This window comes from Paenibacillus sp. CF095 (assembly GCF_900101225.1).
Classification (GTDB): domain Bacteria; phylum Bacillota; class Bacilli; order Paenibacillales; family Paenibacillaceae; genus Paenibacillus.
Map to the genome: position 1 here is coordinate 1964827 of NZ_FMZN01000001.1, position 19326 is coordinate 1984152.

General features: G+C 44.1%; 15 protein-coding genes. 6 read left to right on the top strand and 9 right to left on the bottom strand.

Features of this window, described 5'->3' with window-relative positions:
* Positions 1–104: 104 nt before the first annotated feature.
* From BLS69_RS08550 to BLS69_RS08560, 3 genes are all read left to right on the top strand, one after another.
* Positions 105–1709: a type 2 periplasmic-binding domain-containing protein gene (locus BLS69_RS08550; protein WP_091030393.1), complete on the top strand. Its 1605-nt coding sequence runs from the start codon at positions 105–107 to the stop codon at positions 1707–1709.
* Positions 1710–1799: 90 nt separating this feature from the next.
* On the top strand, positions 1800–2690 hold the full coding sequence (locus BLS69_RS08555) for an ABC transporter permease (protein WP_036615758.1): 891 nt from the start codon (positions 1800–1802) through the stop codon (positions 2688–2690).
* Between the two features lie 18 nt (positions 2691–2708).
* Positions 2709–3599, top strand: coding sequence for a carbohydrate ABC transporter permease (locus tag BLS69_RS08560; protein WP_036615762.1), 891 nt, complete (start codon positions 2709–2711; stop codon positions 3597–3599).
* Between the two features lie 105 nt (positions 3600–3704).
* On the opposite strand, the gene BLS69_RS08565 is transcribed toward BLS69_RS08560, so the two are convergent.
* Complete coding sequence (locus BLS69_RS08565) at positions 3705–5450, bottom strand: cache domain-containing sensor histidine kinase (protein ID WP_091030395.1); 1746 nt, start codon at positions 5448–5450, stop codon at positions 3705–3707.
* Positions 5451–5478: 28 nt separating this feature from the next.
* Positions 5479–7095: a helix-turn-helix domain-containing protein gene (locus BLS69_RS08570; RefSeq protein ID WP_176872643.1), complete on the bottom strand. Its 1617-nt coding sequence runs from the start codon at positions 7093–7095 to the stop codon at positions 5479–5481.
* 186 nt (positions 7096–7281) lie between these two features.
* Here BLS69_RS08570 and BLS69_RS08575 point away from each other — a divergent pair, with 186 nt between their 5' ends.
* On the top strand, positions 7282–7557 hold the full coding sequence (locus BLS69_RS08575; RefSeq protein WP_091030401.1) for a hypothetical protein: 276 nt from the start codon (positions 7282–7284) through the stop codon (positions 7555–7557).
* Positions 7558–7861: 304 nt separating this feature from the next.
* Here BLS69_RS08575 and BLS69_RS08580 read toward each other — a convergent pair whose 3' ends face one another.
* The 6 genes from BLS69_RS08580 to BLS69_RS08605 form a co-directional block, all read right to left on the bottom strand.
* The gene (locus tag BLS69_RS08580; RefSeq protein WP_143023566.1) at positions 7862–8488 is read right to left on the bottom strand and encodes a hypothetical protein; all 627 of its coding nucleotides are present in this window, start codon (positions 8486–8488) and stop codon (positions 7862–7864) included.
* A gap of 167 nt (positions 8489–8655) precedes the next feature.
* Complete coding sequence (gene cydC, locus BLS69_RS08585) at positions 8656–10383, bottom strand: thiol reductant ABC exporter subunit CydC (protein WP_091030405.1); 1728 nt, start codon at positions 10381–10383, stop codon at positions 8656–8658.
* A complete protein-coding gene (gene cydD / locus BLS69_RS08590; RefSeq protein WP_091030408.1) occupies positions 10380–12203 on the bottom strand; it encodes a thiol reductant ABC exporter subunit CydD in 1824 nt (607 codons plus the stop codon). The genes cydC and cydD overlap by 4 nt, the downstream gene beginning before the upstream one ends.
* A gap of 14 nt (positions 12204–12217) precedes the next feature.
* Complete coding sequence (locus BLS69_RS08595) at positions 12218–13231, bottom strand: cytochrome d ubiquinol oxidase subunit II (RefSeq protein WP_176872645.1); 1014 nt, start codon at positions 13229–13231, stop codon at positions 12218–12220.
* On the bottom strand, positions 13231–14595 hold the full coding sequence (locus BLS69_RS08600; RefSeq protein WP_091030414.1) for a cytochrome ubiquinol oxidase subunit I: 1365 nt from the start codon (positions 14593–14595) through the stop codon (positions 13231–13233). Before BLS69_RS08600 ends, BLS69_RS08595 begins: the two co-directional genes overlap by 1 nt.
* 399 nt (positions 14596–14994) lie before the next feature.
* Positions 14995–16389 carry an MFS transporter gene (locus BLS69_RS08605; protein WP_091030417.1) on the bottom strand — a complete coding sequence of 465 codons (1395 nt, stop codon included), beginning with the start codon at positions 16387–16389 and terminating at the stop codon, positions 14995–14997.
* 113 nt (positions 16390–16502) lie between these two features.
* On the opposite strand from BLS69_RS08605, the gene BLS69_RS08610 reads away from it, so the two are divergent.
* A complete protein-coding gene (locus BLS69_RS08610) occupies positions 16503–17384 on the top strand; it encodes a LysR family transcriptional regulator (protein WP_091034903.1) in 882 nt (293 codons plus the stop codon).
* Positions 17385–17408: 24 nt separating this feature from the next.
* Positions 17409–17975, top strand: a complete 567-nt coding sequence (locus tag BLS69_RS08615) for a GNAT family N-acetyltransferase (RefSeq protein WP_091030419.1) — start codon at positions 17409–17411, stop codon at positions 17973–17975.
* Between the two features lie 59 nt (positions 17976–18034).
* On the opposite strand, the gene BLS69_RS08620 is transcribed toward BLS69_RS08615, so the two are convergent.
* Positions 18035–19225 carry an MFS transporter gene (locus BLS69_RS08620; protein ID WP_091030421.1) on the bottom strand — a complete coding sequence of 397 codons (1191 nt, stop codon included), beginning with the start codon at positions 19223–19225 and terminating at the stop codon, positions 18035–18037.
* Positions 19226–19326 lie beyond the last annotated feature (101 nt).

A 19326-nucleotide genomic window follows, 5' to 3' on the forward strand; every position in this document is an offset into this window, starting at 1 on the left:
ATACCGGTTCTCGTCAATAACCTTTATATCCCGTTCCCCCCTTTCTCGTTTAGAATATTTTCAAGAAAGCGTTATTGAAATATGACTGATAAGGGGGAAAAGAAATGAACAAGAAAACGAAAGCCTTAGTCTTGTCTGTGTGCATGTCAACCTTATTACTCGCAGCCTGTAGCAATGGAAGCGGTGCTGATAAAGGTTCAACAACGGACACGGATTCCAACGAGGCTGGAACGACAACCATTCACACCGTAACATCAGAATACACTTCAGCAAAATATCCAAAGGGCGACGATATCACCAACAATGTATGGATTAAGCGATACAAAGAGAAGTTTAATATCAACGTCAAAACAGACTGGGTTAGCGATGAGTACGATACAAAACTCAATTTGGCTATCGCATCGAACGATCTTCCTGACGTATTCAGAGTTAATCCATCACAACTGAGACAGTTAGTCGAAGCAGATATGGTCATGGACCTTTCCGAGGTCTTTGATCAATACGCTTCAGATCGTCTCAAAGGTTACATGGAAGCAGATGCAGACAGTTACGAATCTGGAAAGAAGGACGGTAAGCTGTACGGGATACCACAGATGCACTGGGGATTAATTGAACAACCAGACTTCATCTGGATTCGGAACGACTGGAAAGAAGAATTGGGACTCCAAGATCCGAAATCTGTGGAAGACATCAAAAATATCGCACTAAAATTCATGGAAAAGCACGGTGGTTATGGTATAGCGGTAGACCAATCGTTGGATTACCTCAACCTGCTCGCCATTGCATGGAATGCGCATCCGGATATGTGGATGGAGGATAGCAATGGAAAACTCGTGTACGGATCCGTGCAGCCTGAGATGAAAAATGCGCTGGCTGAGTGGTCAGAATGGTACAAGCGAGGCATCATTGATCCGGAATTTGCAATCAAAGACTTTAATGCGATGAACGCGGACATTGTAGCCGGCAAAGTGGGCATGCAGCCTTATTACCAGTGGTGGGGTTATAATCCGGGTGTCGACACAGTATCCAATCTGGGTAAGGACGCTATCTTCTACCCTTATATCATCCCTACCGTTGATGGAAAAGAAGCCAAACAATCCATTTTCTTCGCCAACAACAATTATATCGTTATGAAAAAGGGATTTAAAAGCCCTGAAGAAGTAATCAAAATTTTGAACGACTATGCTTATATTGTGGATGAAGGCAATGGCAAGGAATCCACAGAAACGTTATCCGCCTTACTGGACAACGATATTGCCCATGTTGTTGGAGCGTTCCGTGTACTTAATCCGAATTCCGATTACGAGCAATTTGAGGCGGTCTCCGCTGCCCTCCAATCCAAGGATACCAGTGGACTCACGACTTCGGGAATGTGGCAAAAATATAACAACAGTGTGGAATTCATGGAGAATGCAACCCCAGGAGCAGTTGGTGATTATTTGCAACAAGGGGCTCCAAAGAATGCGTATGGTCTTGCCAAGAAAGTACTGGACAGCGAGAACTATACAAAGACGGCCTTATGGGGTGTTACGCCAGAAATACTTTCAAGCTACGGCACAACCTTGGATGATATCCTGACCGAAGGTTTCACCAAGATCATTATGGGTAGCGAAAGTATCGATTATTTCGATGTTATTGTCCAGAATTGGCGCGCAGCCGGGGGCGATAATGCAACCCAGGCAGTTAATGAAGCCTACGGGAAGAAATAATCTCGTTTGTCACAAAGAGGGGATGAGGGTCATCTCTCCCCTTTATTTGATAGCGATTACATTTGGCGTACAATGAACGGAGGAATATGTATGTTGAGAAAATGGAAGCAGCAGAGTCCTTACCATCTCATGTTGATTCCAAGCCTGGTCTTGGTCTTCATCTTTTGTTACATCCCTTTCTACGGACTTATTATTGCATTTCAGAAGTACAATCCGGGCCTAGGCTTCAACTCGCCATGGGTAGGATGGGATAATTTTACCCACATATTTAATCAGCCGAACTTCGTAAGAACGATCTGGAATACATTGTACATGTCTGTCTTTAAGATTATCGGTGGTATAATCGTGCCCGTTATTTTTGCATTACTGCTTAACGAGGTACTCCACAGTGGAATTAAACGTACATTTCAAACCCTTGTCTACATTCCGAACTTCCTCTCTTGGGTCATTATGGCCGGCATCATGCTGGATATCCTTAGCTCCGACGGCATTATCAATACATTTCTAAGTGTATTTGGTATTGCACCGATCTCCTTTCTTGGCACACCTTCTATTTTTCCTTGGACGATGATTGTGAGTGACATATGGAAAGGCTTTGGGTTTGGCACGGTTGTTTATTTGGCAGCCCTGACCAGTATTGATCCGGGACTTTACGAAGCCGCGGTGATCGACGGAGCCAAACGCTGGAAGCAAACTATCTACATTACATTGCCTCTCCTCATGCCAACCATTGTTTTAATGACCGTGCTTTCACTTGGAAACGTACTCAATGCTGGCTTTGACCAAATCTATAATCTCTACTCCCCTGTTGTCTATCAGACCGGTGATATTATTGATACCTATGTCTACCGTCTGGGAATTCAGCAGGCACAGTATTCAATTGGTACCGCTGTCGGGTTATTCAAATCGATCATTTCCAGTGTTCTGGTTGCCGTATCGTACATCCTGGCTTACAGAGTGGCTGGTTATCGTATCTTCTAAAAAGGAGGGACTCACATTATGATCTATGATAAAAGTATGAGCAGGCGTGTATTTCTTATCATAAACTACACCATATTGCTTCTAATCTCTCTCCTATGTATCCTGCCGTTTATCAACCTGCTGGCTGTTTCATTCAGCAGCAGCGCGGCTGTATCTGCGGGGAGTGTTACGTTCTGGCCTGTGGAATTTACGACAAAAGCCTATGAATTTGCATTAACTGGAGGATCATTTTTCTCCTCTCTCTGGGTAGCCATTCAACGAACCGTTATCGGAACGTTGGTGAATCTGGTTCTGATCGTACTCACAGCTTATCCCCTCTCCAAATCCAAACAAAAATTGATGGGGCGTAATATCTATATGGGATTTTTCATAATAACCATGTTATTCAGTGGAGGACTAATTCCAACCTATCTCGTGGTTGTCAAAATGGGACTAATCGATTCCATCTGGTCTCTGATCCTGCCTGGGGCCCTCCCCGTATTCAGTATGATTATCCTCATGAATTTCATTCGGGGGCTGCCCGAGGAAATTGAAGAATCAGCAATTATCGATGGTGCTGGGCCTGTACAGGTATTGCTTCGTATTCTACTCCCACTTCTCAAGCCCGCTCTCGCTACGGTTGGTTTGTTCAGTATCGTTGCCCACTGGAATTCGTGGTTCGATGGCATTATCTATATGAACAATCCAGACAATTATCCATTGCAAAGCTACCTCCAGACCCTCCTGCAAAGTTTTGAGCAAATCATGCTGAAATCTGGGTCAGATTATACGCAGCTGTTGTCCATGATGAACGCCAGAACGGGGCGCGCCGCTCAGATGTTCTTGGGTGCCATTCCGATTTTACTCGTGTATCCGTTTTTACAAAAATATTTTACCAAAGGTTTGGTGCTAGGTAGCGTCAAAGGGTGAACAAAAGGGCTTGCAGTTCATACTGCGAGCCCTTTGTTTATATCTAAACTTATTTTTATGATCGTTGTACCGCATTATGAGATGCTTAAATGAAAGCATGAATGACTATTTGGCTTTTATGATGGCAGGCAGCAAAATGGAGAAAATGGTACCTTCACCTATTTTACTCTCCACCTGTATTCCATAGGGTTTCCCAAAATGGAGTTGAATCCGCCGCTGCACATTATGCAATCCAATCCCATTCGTTCCCGTACCTGCACCGGACTTCTCTTCCAATAGATTCTGCATCGTATGATGATCCATACCAACGCCATTATCGCAGACTTGGATCACAACTTCATCCAGCTGTGATTGAATCCGAATGGTAATGATTCCGTCTTCTTCGAGTTCAGCGAGTCCATGAAATATCGCATTCTCCACAATGGGCTGCAGGATCATTTTGGGCATGCGATAATCCAGCAGTCTATCCTCAACCTCATATCGCATTTGAATACAATCATAGTACCTGACATTTTGAATCGTTACGTAATTCGTAATATTATCGAGTTCTTCACGAATGGTTACGAGCGTTCCATCGGATTTTGTTGCATAGCGAAGCATCGAGATTAGTGCATCGGTCATTTCCACGATTTTGTCAGCCTGCTGCATCGAGGCGATCCATTTCACTGACCCAAGTGTGTTATACAGAAAATGAGGCTTGATCTGGTCATGGAGCGCACGCATCTCGGCCTTGGCTTTCTCTATTTCTTCCTGCTGCATCCGTTCGACCAACAGCTTCAATTCATGCGACATTCTGTTAAATCGAATGGATAAATGGCCAATCTCGTCTTTTGAGCCAATAGGTTCAACTTGTTCAAACTGACCTTTCTCGACTAGAGCAATATTCCGTAGCAGTTTTTTAATGGGAGTTGTGATCACGTGAGATAAAAAGATGGATATGACGGCAGCAAAAAGAACAATGACAATGGCAAGCGTCACCAGATTACGGCCTAATATTTTGCCATCAGCAGTCAGCTCATCCAAAGGCATATATAAGTAAGTTGTCCATTTTTGCTGACTAAGGGGACTGGTCACCACAACATTTAGTGATTCAGGCGGACGAACGTTGTCCCGGAACAGTGTCCCGATTAGTCGTTCGTTCACGTTATATACGATCTTGTCATCCTCATCAACGATCATGAATCTGGAGCGCAGCCCTTCCTGCAAGTTTCGATTGACGATTTCGATGAATTTGATATCAATGCTGACAACGATAACGCCAAGCAGTTTTCCACTAGTCACATCATGAATTTTGCGAGCGTGTGACACTGCCAGTATTTTATTCTCCAATTGCTCATCGATTCGTGTTGTGAGGGTAATGGTTCGATCCTTATCATGCATGAACTTTTTAAACCACAATTCGTTTGCTACTTTGAAGTTTGGATCAATGGGTTGATGTGGACTGACAAAAAGGTCTTGCCCCCCGTTCATATTGTAGAGGTAAATGGAGAATACGCGATCTTTCATCATGATATAATTCATCAGAATATTGTATGCGGCAATCTCATGTTGTTCATCACCCTCTCGCAGGAAATCCTGGATCGGAAAACTCCCTTCATGAGTCGCAGACAGATTGTCACTAAGCCCATTGCTGGCTAGCAGCGAAATTTTCTCAATCTCCTTGAGGAACTCGTCAATGCGAATATTCGTCTGTTTGGCCAGATCGTTTAGCAACGTTGTATAGTTCTGTGCCAACAACCGCTCTGAGGAGTAATACGAATTGATTGTCATCACCAATACCGGAAGGATAATGACCGTCATACAGATCACCATAATTTTGTACTTGATTCGGAAGGGCCGAACATGCTTCATATGCTGCACCTCTATTCACCGATTACATTCATCCCTGCTGTAATTCTCGATATTCCTCCGGAGTGACCCCTACCGATTTTTTGAAAATCTTACTGAAGTACGTGTAATTATGGTAGCCCACCTTTTCTGCGATTTCATACACTCTCATTCCTCTGCTCAATAGATACGCCTTGGCATGTTCAATTCGAACTCGGGTCAAGTACGTGATAAAGTTCTCTCCTCGTTCCTGTTTGAACACACGGCTGAGATACGACGGATTCACACTGATTTGGCTAGCGATACTTTGCAGCGAGATATCTTCCGCATAATACTTGTCGATCAATTCAGTGGCGAGATCGGTGTAAGTGCTCTCCTGTTTGATTTGGGAATCGGTTTGGAAGTAATACGCAATATGAGCAAGCATATCTTGGTGGATATCCTCCCAATACTCCCCCTTTAGAACAATTTCATAGGGTGATTTCTCTGTTAAAGAAGGTGCACCTCTTTCCGTAGCTCGGGATAGATGGGAATGTATCGTTTCCATTACCATGATATATTGCTTGCGAATGCTATTCTCATCTGCTCGTAGCCGTTCCAGATTGGATCGGATTCCTTCAAGGAACTCTTCCGCCTTTTGGTTGTCTTTGCTTACCCACAACTTCAACAAATCTCGTTCTTGTTGCGGGCTTAAAGCCCCCTTAACTTCATGTCGATCTGGGGATTGAACCATATCATCGTAATACAGCACCTGGTTGCTTCCTGTGAAGAACCCCTGTTCTAGAGCCGTTTCTGCCTCTTGGCAGGCCTTCCTGATGTGAAGGAAACCGGAAGTCATTCTACTTACCCCAGCCGTGAGCGACAGATTCATAAAATCCTTGATCGAAGACAGCAATTTATTACATAGTTTATTCAAGTCGGCGTGTACAGATTGGCTCTCAGGAAGTACATTGACGATCACCCAATATTCAGAGGAACTTTCAACAAAAATCTCTTTCTCCCACTTCGATGGAATGATCTCTTCCATAATATTAAGAATCGAAAATCGGAGCAGCTTTTCCCCCTTCTCAACATATTTCCGCTTTGCATCCTCGTAATAGTTCACGATGAACTTCATGACGACCAACTGGTCCGAACGTATACGAAAATGCAGTTCTTCCGCTTTGGTGACGATATCTTCCTCACTAATGAATCCGCTTACAACATCTTGGAAGAAACTATCCTTTAGATATCTTAGGCTCTTGGAATAGTCCTGTGTTATAGAGGGTGTGTTGGTTGGGTGAACATGTTTACTTTGCAGTTTCTGTCCAACAGTGCTCAGGAGGTCAATAAGGGAGGATTCGGTGATCTCGCTTTTAATCAAGTAATCTGAAGCGCCAAGTTTTAGCGCCTCTTTCACATAATGAAATTCGTCAAAATTACTCAGGATGACATACTTACAGGTTTTCAGTACGCAGGAGGCCTCTTGTATAAGCTGCAGCCCATCCATAATCGGCATTTTGATATCAGTAATAATTAGATCAGGCATCACTTCAAGCGCAAGGCTTAATGCCTCTTTCCCATTTCCCGCTTCACCAACAACATAGAAATTGTACTCTTCCCAATTCAGCATGGAACGAATTCCAACCCGCATGAGCAATTCATCATCTACGATCATCAGTTTATACATGATATCCCCCAACATGAACCATTTTTAGATATTTTACCATTAAACGAACTCTTGCAAAGATGTCTAGCGAACCTTATTGCATTGCGGGTATCATAAATATCACTTTTACAGAACGTATGTTCCTGTTATAATCAGATTATCGTATTTGATGTAGCATAAAATGACCGTATGGAAAGGATACATATCATGAATTTATACAAGTTTGAATTAACGGTGAACGGATATCTATTACGTGTTCATTTCAGTGCATCTGAAGAAAGTGGGTTGAAATGGTGCAAACGAGTTGCTTCTGAATTCCAGAATAACGTTGCCAATCTGGAGATCAAGGTTGATATACATAAAAAGCAGAAACAAAAGCATGCACGGGATTATCATGGAAAGCCATATCTGTATGATAGGACACTAAGGAAAAAGCCGCTTGCGAAGAAAAATAAAACGGCTGAATCATCTGTTGTTATGTAAAGGGGACTAAACGACTTTAAGATTCTCATACTCTTGTCCTTCCTATCCTTCAAGACTAAAGATAAAAGCCTGCTCCTATGTGGAACAAGCTTTTATCCGTGTCAGTTGTACTATAATGCCAAGAAAGATTTTTGTTCAACGTTTAGGGCGTGTCTGAAAACTCCGAAGGAAGCAGATTTTGCCGAATTTTCGTTCCAAGCCAGAAAGTTTTCCGCAGGCGTGCCGGGGCACGTCAAGGGAAAGTGACGCAGCAGGGGGCGAAAAGGCGATAAAAGATGCACTTCAGCGAGTTTTGAGACACGCCCTAGTATCTCTCTAATTCCTTAAATATCATATAACGATGGACACCTCTGACAGCATGCATTGCTTCGTGTAATTGCTGAATCGCAGTCTCGCGTTGTCCCGCTTTTAGTTCGATCGCTGCAAGAAGCGAAGATCTCATCCAGACCTTGTTAATGGATTTCAAGTGTTCCCTCGCCTGCTCGCTTCTTCCTTCTTCCATAAGCAAATACGTTTCATAATATGTACGATAATCCGATCTACGCATATTCTGCACCGCAGTACGAACAGCTACCAAGTCGTTGTGATAGGAGCCGTAAGCTGCATTATATACTGCTTGTGTCCTTTTATTCGTGTCCTCATTTCTGATGCGCTCTATTGTGTGTTCCAATTCATCATCAAGTCTGTTTGCAAGAGCGTAATAGATATAAAGCTTTGGGGTATTCTCCTGTCTGCGTAGAAAAGCCTCCACGCGCTCCATGCGTGTTTCCCAACCAAGAGGATAAAAAATACGAATGGTAAACATGATCAGAGTAGCGGTGAGAACGACCCCAAGTATCCAAAACAGAGATTGGTCATTCATCTTCATGTACACAACAATTAAAAATACGGCCAAATAAAAAACAATATCCCACTTATATTTCCCCATCATCCATCTCCTTCATAGACATAAAAAAACTATTATATCAAAACAAACCCCAAGGAGTATATGTACTGCATCCTTTGGGGTTTAGTTAAATTTATAAAAATTGATTTATTGAAATTTTCTTCATTAACGACAACCGACAGCATTGTCTACTCAATAGACTGAAATTCCTTTCACGCCCCGGCGTCTCCAATCATTTGTCTTTCAATTTGTTTCATTTCATAAAAATAGCCTTTTTGCTCCATCAGCTCGGAGAAGGAACCCGATTCCACAATCATGCCTTGGTCCATGACCACAATCCGATCCATCTCTTCCAATCCCGTAAGCCGATGGCATATCAGGAGAAGTGTATCTTCGGAGGCCTGTGCAAAAAGATGCTGGAGCACACGTTGTTCTGTGACGTAATCCAGTGAGGACGTCGGTTCGTCCAGAAGCCATAACCGTCCTTTGCGCAGCATGGCTCGTGCCAGAGCCAGCCGCTGCTTCTCGCCATCTGACAGGTTCTCCCCTTTTTCATACACCATATCGGTCAACAACTTATTCGGCAGTTGCACTTTCTCCAGCACAGCCGATATTTGTTCATCCGAATGTTCTTCTCCATTCAGCAGCAGATTATCCCGGATGGTTCCCCGGAAGAAATGACTTTGCTGCAACACTACATTCGCTCTTTGCCAAATGCTCTCTTCATTCAGGTACTTCACCGAAACATCGTTTAATCGTATATCGCCAGACGTTGGTGCACGCAACTTGAGTAACAGATCGATAATCGTTGACTTGCCTGACCCGCTCGGCCCGACAATCGCTGTTTTGGAGCCTGCTGCAAGTTGCAGGGAGAGCTCCCTCAGCGCCGGTCTCCATTCCCCTTCATATTGGAAGTTAACACCGGATAGTTCAATCGAAACCGCCTGATCGGCTGACACTTCACCGCTTGGCTGTACAGGTTGCACATCGGAGCTTGGCACCGTTTCCGCCAGTCGCTGAGCGGCGTGTTCACTGTCCTGCTTATATAGAGGTAATATAGCCATTGCCGCAGCTTCTTCGAACACGGTCTGCGTGGCCAGGATCAGCATGGCGAGAAATACACCGGCAAATGCTCCATTCACAATTAAAAAGGCGCTCAGTGCCAGCACTCCCCATGTAACAAGATACGTCACAAAAACGTGCATGGATTGCCCGCGCAGCAAGTGCGAAGCGGCTTGCCTCTGTTCCGTTGCCAATGCAGCGGAAGCCCGCTGAAGCTGCTGCTCACGCTGTTCCAATTGGCCGTATACTTTCAAATCCCTGAAACCATACAATACTTCGGTTACTTCCGTGGACAGCAAGGCACGTTGCTGGCGGACACGTCCGTGTATTTTTCGCTGACCTAACAAGACAATACCTGGTACAACAAATGCCGTGATCAGCATACCTAGTACTAACAAACACGCAATCCAGATCGAAAAGGCCGAAGTGAACAGCATGGTAGCCAAAAACACCATAACGACCATGATGGGTGGATACGCGACCCGCAAAAAGTAATTTTGCAAGCTTTCCACATCACCCACGATCCGCGCAAGCAGATCCCCGCTTCTGTTTTTGTTCAATATACCTGGGGTTATCGGGATCAGTTTGGCAAAAAAGGACGTCCGCAAACGGCTCAGCATGGAGAATGTTGCCCTGTGGGAATACAAGCGTTCTCCGTAGCGGCTCGCCGCTCGAAGGAAACCAAGCAGTTTGACCATGGAGGTGAGTACAATTAAGGTGTACAACGGTGGCGCAAATACCGTTTGCGATATCATGTAACCACTCGCGGAAAAGAGAGCTACACCTGCTATGCCGGCGATAAATCCGCCCAATATCGAAAGCAGAATATCCTTGCGCTCCTGAATCATCGCTTTTGACAGAATCGTCAGCTCATTCATGCTAACCCTCCTTTCCGTTGTACATCCACCATCTCCGCATATTGAGGCAGGCGCGCCAGAAGCGCTTCATGATGTCCTGAATCCACCAACACCCCATTGTCCATAAACAAAATGTTGTCTGCATGTTGAATTGTATATAAACGGTGCGCCACCGTAATCATCGTTGCCGTTTTGGCTAATGCCGCAATGGATTGTTGCAATACCCGCTCGGTGTGCAGATCCAGTCCTACGGTGGGTTCATCGAACAAAATGACAGCTGGTCGCTTCAGAAAAGCACGTGCTAAGGCAAGTCGCTGCTTTTCCCCACCAGATAATCCCCGGCCACCTTCACCAACAAACGTATCCAACCCCTGCTCCAATTGTGCAACAACGCCAGCAAGTCCTGCTTCCTCTGCTGCCTGCTCAATTTCAACTCTGGAGACGTTCCGACCCGCGCCAATCGCGATATTTTCGGCAAAAGTACCTGTAAAAATATACGGATGCTGTGTAATGTAGCTAACACGTTCAAACCATGCAGCCTCATCATGTTGCAAAAGCTGGCTTCCGTTAACCAGAACTGCTCCCGAATCTGGTTTCAGCAAACCAGCAATGAGATGGAGCAGCGTGGTTTTACCTGATCCACTTTTGCCTACAATAGCGATCTGTTCTCCCGGTCCAATCGAGATCTGTCCTGTCTCAAGTCCAAAGGAATCAGGTGTGTACTGGAATCGGACATCATTCAGTTCAATGGTTGGTGGCATAGTGATCAACTTGGCACGAGCTGTACGAAGCTCTTCCGTCTTTGCAATTTCATCGACATCGGTTAATTCGCTTTGATCCGATCCATCTTCAGGCTCCGTTTGTGTGCTCTTGATATTTGTTTCTTCAAGCATTTGTTCCACCTTGCGAATGGCCCCCATGCTGGTTCGCCCGCTGTGAAAAGCCGTTCCCGTATTCTTCAACAAACTGTAAAACTCAGGGACGAGTAACAACACGAGAAAGGCCGTGTGGAAGCTCATCGATTTGAAAACCAGTAATTGAATAGCCAGTTCAAGCGCGACAATACCAATGCTTAACATCACGATCGATTCCAGCATAAACGTATTTGTAAATGCAATCTTCAAAATGCCCATGGTAGCATCACGATACCCCAGACTGCTGCGTTCAATTTCCTGTTGCTGACGTTTAGCCCGTCCGAATATTTTTAACGTAACCAGTCCCTGAAGTGAATCCAGAAATGTACCGGAAAACTCAGCCAGTTGCGCGTATTTTTCTTCTGATTTGTTTTTCGTTTGGAGCCCAACCAAGATCATGAACAGCGGGATAAACGGTGCCGTAAACAGCATAATCCAGCCTGTGTTGGCGTGCTGCGTAAACGTAACAACCAGAATCAGAATCGGGATCATCGCAGCTTCCATCATTCGCGGCATGTACTGACTGAAATAACTGTCGGCTTCATCCACAGCATCCAAAGCAACACTGACCTTTCCTCCCGTCTGTCCACTCAGGGTTGAAGGCATGGAAGCGCGGGTCAGCTTCTGCAATACAGATGCTCGCATATTCGTCTTGGCGCGTGCTGCCATATGCAAGCCCACTTTCCCGTTTCCATACGACAATAGTGCACGTACAGCCATGACAGCCAGCAATAGGCCCAGTAACAGAACCACGGATGAAAAGGAAGCTTTCTCTACAAAGATTCGCTGGACTGCTTCAGCCACCAAGGTGGCCTGACTTATTATAGCTACACCAAGCGCCAGCGATATGATCGCAAGGAGAAGCCTGTTTTTTCGTTGTAAAGACATTTGCTGCGAGATCAGATTGGATTTGGCTCTCCTCTTCATTGAACGCTCCTCCTTTATTTTTTCCCTTTCACATAATCCGCATCAAACAGGAACAGTTTGAAGACCAGAATCAGAGAAGGAATTAACAGGCACAGCCCCCCGATAAACACAACGACTAGTGCAAAACCCATCGTTGGCGGTGTGGCGCTGCTCTGAATGGTGATGTATGGATCAAGAATGTAAGGATATTGCCCAATCCCGTAAGCAAAAAAGGCTGTGAAAAATTGCAGCATGATGCATATAAAAGCTAAACCGTAACGGCGTCCGTTATATAACAGCCACATGGCAATCATGAAAAATGCAACGGAAAGCGCCAGCAGCCACCATAAATCCATCATATTTTGAAAATGACGCTCATTGTGTTGACCTAAATATATAAATGCAGTCAGCGCGAGAATAATGGTCGGTGTGCTCCAGAACAAAGCATAGTTCCGCATCAGCTTCAATGCCGAATGGTCCTCTGCGCGAGAAGCGTAAAATGTGAGAAATGATCCGCTAATGAACAATACGGACACGATGGCTAGACCAACGATGCTCCACGATAATGGATTCGTAAACAGCGCCCAGTAATCCAGGGAAACGGTATCCCCTTGCTTCAAAATAAAGCCACCTTCTGAGAGGGTCAGTGCCACTGACAATGACGCTGGAATAAGCAACCCGGTAGCCCCGTATAAAAACAGATATACGACGTTATTTTTGGAACCATAATTCTCGAAAGCATAGAACGACCCACGAATAGCAAGTAAAATGACGGCAATACTTCCCGGAACAAGCAGCGCGGAGCCATAATAGTAAGCAGTATCCGGAAAGAATCCAACGATGCCAATATAGAAAAAGACAAAAAATACATTGGTGATCTCCCAGACAGGTGATAGATAACGGGAGATCAGACGATTAATCAGGTGATCCTGCTTTGTCAGGCGTGCATAAAAGGCGAAGAAACCTGCTCCAAAATCAATAGAAGCTACAATAAGATAGCCGTACAAGAACAGCCAGAGTACGGATATACCAATCAATTCATAACTCATCAGGCCTGATCCCCTTTCTTGGCTGGTTGATCATGCTTCTGTTCCAACCATTTCTCCATCTCAAGCTCCGCAGGATTATTATTGAACAGACGTCTCAATACGAGAACACAGATGACGCCGAGCACGATGTATAGAAGCAAGAAGACGAAAAATAAAATTCTTACACTCGGTGAAGAAGTAGCAGCCTCTTCCACTCGCATATAACCTCGGATGATCCATGGCTGCCGCCCGATCTCTGCATAGAACCAGCCCATTTCAACAGCCAGAAAAGCAAGCGGTGCACTAAGTGCAACCATACGAAGCATCCACTTGTTAAACTGATTACGTTTCTTCCAAAACACAAACAGGAAGTACAGACTTGATATAGCAAGTAGAGCAAATCCAATTCCAGCCATTAGATCAAACAAATAATGCACAAGTAAGGGCGGGTGTTCATCTGGTGGAAATTCATTCAGCCCGGTAACCTGAGCGTTAAAGTCTCCAAAGGCAAGGAAACTGAGCAGTTTCGGCAAATGAAGAGCGCCTATAATTTCATGTTCTGCATTCAGCCATCCCAAAAAAATCAAATCCGCTCCGCTTTCCGTCTCGAAATGCCACTCGGCAGCTGCGAGCTTCTCAGGCTGATGCTCAGCCAAAAACTTGGCAGACACATCTCCAGCTAAAGAATTTAATAAACTGAATACCAGCACAACGGCCATCATGAGATTCAAGCCTTTTTTGTGGTAGGCCGACACTCCTTTTCTCAGCATCGCAAAGGCTGCTATTCCGGCTAACAGAGCAGCTCCTGTCAGATAAGCCGAGCTTAATACATGGAATACTTTGGAGAACGTCGCCGTGTTCAACATCGCTTGCACGGGGTTCACTGCCATGAATTGACCTGCTTCCATGACAAAACCTTCAGGCTGGTTCATGAATCCGTTCACTGTTGTAATAAAAACAGCAGACATGCCTGCCCCGGCGACAATCGGAATAGTCAGCAACCAGTGGATATACGGATTTTTGAACCGATCCCACGTATACAAGTAAATTCCCAGGAAGATGGCTTCAAAAAAGAACGCGAACACTTCCATAAATAGTGGCAGTGCAATGACATTCCCGGCCAGCTTCATAAAATTCGGCCATACCAAGGCCAACTGCAGTGATATCGCTGTGCCTGTCACGACGCCAACCGCGACAGATATGACAAACCCTCTGGACCACCTCTTTGCCATAAGTATGTAATGGTGATCCTTCTTCCGAATGCCGATGAACTCTGCAATAGCAATCATCAAAGGTACACCGACACCCAGCGTTGCAAAAATCACGTGGAATCCCAGCGTCAAACCAGTCACTAGCCTGCTCCATAACACCGTATCAATAGCCATTCTTTGTGTTGCCTCCTTTCAAACTCTGTTCATTTTTGTAACATTCAATATCAGCTTCGGCCAAGCTCAATGCAGAGTTGCGAAAAATTTCACAAAGTTAGGTATGACGATATCTTGCCACACCTATAATGCGTTTACTCCTGTAGGCCCCCGATAATAACACGCATTGGATGCCTATTAAAATCTGATATTGATGCACTTAAAGTACTAACCAAGCCTATTAATCAAAATTATTATATCTTTATTTTTACCTAATTCAATCAAAGACACGTCTTCTACCCTAAACGTTCAAGAAAGGATCAACTCTTTCTGACAACTTGGTGAAAAACAAAAAATACACCCAATGGAGCTATTGATTCATTGGGTGTAAACGTGCTATTGCACGGCAGATTCGCTATTTTACTTGCTTACTTGCTCCGGACTCACCGCACCTGACTCGCGACGTACGCTCATGATGATCAGTGATGCAGCTAATACCGTAAGGATGATTCCAAGCATCTGAAATCCTGTCACATTAAATGTATCTCCCATAACAATTCCAATCAATAACGACGATAAGATGGTTCCCAGGTAGCGTGATGTATTAAAAATACCCGATGCGACACCGATCATTTCTTTGGGTGTGCTTTTGAACAGAGCTGCTTGCATGCCGACCGCGTTTAGGCCGTTACTTATTCCAAATAAAGCTAAGGCAACAATGACAATGAAGATTGGAGAAGTTTCGTTCATAATAACGATCAATATAGAGCCAAATGTCATTAAAGAAGCGGATACAATCAGAGCTGGCCGTGATCCTGATTTGTCAATCCAGCGCCCTGCGATCGGTGCAATAATGACTGAACATAACCCCAAAGCTAGCATGCTCATTCCTGTATGAACTTCGTTGAGATGACGTACCTGCTTCAAAAACGTAGGAACTCCAAAAAAAAGTGCGTAAAACAGGATGTTCACCAGCATGTATTGCACATTCACCCAAGTCATCTCGGGATATGAGGCAAACGTTCGCAGAGGGATAAAAGGCGTGCCTGCTTTTAATTCATGTCGGATGAACATGACGAGTGCGATTAACCCGATCCCCCCTGTCAGCAGATGCCATGTTGAAATATCTCCTGTGGAACTTACTGAAAGTAAACCGATGAGCAGAGTCACCAAAGCTACCGTAAACATCAGGATACCTGGTGCGTCAATTAACGCAAGCCATTGCCGAATGGACATGTGACCAGAGATAGACGGAGATTGCTCGTCCTTCGGGATTGTTTTCCAGGCGAACCAAAAGCTTGCCATGACAAACGGAATATTAACGAAGAATATGCTCTGCCAGTCCCACCAATGAATCAATACTCCACCAATAAAAGGTCCAACTGCAGCCGCTCCTGAAAGGAATATAGCCAAGGCGGACAAGGCGGAGGCTTGTTTTTCAGTCACGTTCATTCTGACAATCGCCATTCCAACGGCCACCATCATGCTTGTGCCAATCGATTGAACGATCCGGAATACGATGAGCCACGAAAAACTGGGAGACCACGGAGCTAGCATGGACGATACAAAAACAATAACAAGACCCATGAGGAAGATCTTCCTGCGGCCAAACAAATCACTACACTTGCCCATAACGGGTTGAGCGACAGCACTGGCAATGTAAAATGATAAAATAATCCACGAAACGGCTGTAAAATTAAGTTGATACACTTGTTGTAGCCTGGAGATTGCCACCGAAATCATGGAGGAATTCAACGGATTCAACATAATTCCAAGTCCAACAGCTAACATCAATCCTTTATTTCGAACGTTCATTGGTGCACCTCTCTCTCTCTCTTCTGCTGTTATCTTACTTGAACGTATTCATTTATTCCAACGCATTATATGTTATGATTTGATGAACTAGAAGGAATGAAGGAATGGTGCAAATGGAACTTCTTCAACTAAAATATTTCCTGACGGTGGCCCGATGCGAACATGTTACGGAAGCTGCGGGAAAGCTTCATGTCACGCAATCCTCCCTGAGCAAAACGATACAACGATTAGAGGACGACCTTGGAGTCCCTTTATTTGATCGAATCGGGAGAAAGCTGCGACTAAACGACTTTGGAAGAACATTTCTTCAACGAACTGAAAAAGCCTTATTTGAATTGGAACAAGGAAAGCGGGAAATCGCTGACCTCTCCAACCCGGATCAGGGTACACTGCAATTGGCGGTGACTACGGCAAGCACATTGCCAGGCATACTGCGGGAATTCCGAAAAAACAAGCCGGATATTCAGTTCCATGTGCAAATGGTTTCGTTAGAAAACATGTCCAGACTTCTACATCGAGGCGAGGTGGACTTTTGTCTCTCCTCCCCTCCGATTCAAGGTGACGATATCGAATGTCAGTTATTATATGACGATCCGATTGTAGTCGCTGTTCCTATGGGTCATCGATATGCAGACCGAACCAGCATTCAATTAACCGAGCTTAAGGACGAGTGGTTTGTTGGGGTGAAGCAAGGGTATGGGGTTCGTGATATGGTAGATTCCGTATGTCAATCCGTTGGTTTTGTACCGAAGTATGTGTATGAAGGTGATGAGCCTGCAAGATTAACAGCCCTTGTTGAAGCGGAGATCGGTCTCGCGTTTATACCTAGCACAGCCAGAAACCCGCATGAGCGCATTAGATATCTTCAGGTAGAGGAACATCAACTCGTTCGGGAAATCGCTCTACTTTCGCACAAAAACAGGTATATTTCCAAAGCCGCTTTAGAGTTTCGCAGCGTAGTTATGGACTATTTCAATGCTATGCCACGAGCATAAATTCAATCCAGAGGAGATGTCATTTTGATATTAAAACCAGAAAAATTTGATCATATTTCAGAGACAGAACGGCTAGTCATCCGACCATTACAGAAAGACGACTATGAAAATTGGTTATATGAGTTTGAAAACCGCTTGCCCTCCCAACACCGCCATGATAAAGGGAAAATGGATATGAGTGAATGTACACTGGATTGGTTTCATGATCTCGTAGATCGACACCAGGAGTTAGCGCGTACAGATGCGGTTTATGTATTTGGAGTATTTAGAAAGCATGATGGTACACATCTGGGTATGATTGATATTGCGACCTTGGCAAGAGATGATTTTCAATGGGGAAGCTTCGGATACACGATCCATAATCAGTATTGGCGAAAAGGTTATGGGAAAGAAGCAGTGAATGAGGCTCTTCATATTGCATTTGAACATCTAAAATTCCACCGCATAGAAGCTCATATTAATGTGGATAATACCCCTTCCATGAAACTAGCAGAGAGTGTTGGTATGGAATTTGAATGCCTACGTAAAGGGTTTATACACGAAAATAATGAATGGACCGATCACTTGGTGTATTACAAAAATTCTATTTAAAAAGTTCATACAACTCAATCTAAAACAAGGGAACTCCATATCAAGAAGTTCCCTGTTTTTTATGTTTGTTGAATATTCTTCTTTTTGCGATGAAGGGTTGCTACTCCCAAACTTACTGCTGAAATCCATAATAGGATTATTGCATTACTCGAGACTAATGATTGCACTGTATCTAGTTGTAATAATTGCGTAATTAACCTTCCTTCATACGGTGAAAGTGTGGCTCCCAAGTTATACGCGACCAGAACAATGGTGGTACCCAACTTAGCCATTTTGGCGATTTGTTGAGCAAAAGTATGCAATAAATAGGGCATTATACAGCGGAATGAAAAACCGATGATCATTGAGCAAGCGGTAGTAAGCTTGATACTTTGCGAGATCGTCGTAACGAACATCGAGCTTCCAAGTAACAGAATTGATAATGGAACGATATAGTTACCGAGTGTTTTGTATACTTTCCCAAAAGAAAAGCCGGCAACAAAAGCTCCTAAACCTATAAATGCAATCATGTTGCTTCCGTTTGTCGCAGTTCCGATATTTTTTTCCAAAATCAAAGGAGTAATCTGTAAATTATAATTGATGAAGATAGCTACAATCACAAATAATAAGAGACCGTAGCCGATCATAAATTGAAGGGCCTTTTTATTATTTGTGTGGCTTGATTTCGTTGTGATCTGTTCTCTTCTATTAAGCTCTTTTTTATCAGAAGGAACGAAAATCAGAAACGCGATGAAAATAGGAAGTGCCAGGGCGTAGACATAAAATGATGTGTGCCAGCCCATTTTCAATAGTTGACCAACGAGTAGTGTCAGACAAATGCCGCCTAATCCCTCAAAGGCACTTTCTAAGCCAATTACGGTTGCTTGTTTACCTGGATTGTTATGATACATGTCACTGATCATCTGAATGATGAGCCGGTTAAACAATCCTACACCTAACCCAAACAAACAGCGAGAAATGAACAGCAACGAAAAAAGGTCATGATACAATGCAGGGAATACTCCCGCAATGAGAACAAGCCCTAATCCAATTAGTATAGTTGCTTTCTTGCCAATATGAAGTTCAAGTCGATTAGCAATTAACACACCAAGAATGACAAATAATGAAGGTATGGTCGTTAATAATCCTATGTGTGTTGCTGATATCTCTGGAAAATCATTGGCTATCGCAGGAATGTTAGCGGCAATCACTGGACCTGAAGAAATTAATAACGCAACGGACAATAACGAATATGTTCTAAGCTTCTCCATGGATATTATAAAAAACCAACTCCTAATGTTTGTTTTTGCTCCATATGGCCGGTAGTTAGCCTTGATGCTGCGATAAATGGATAAAGCAGTAACGCATAAGT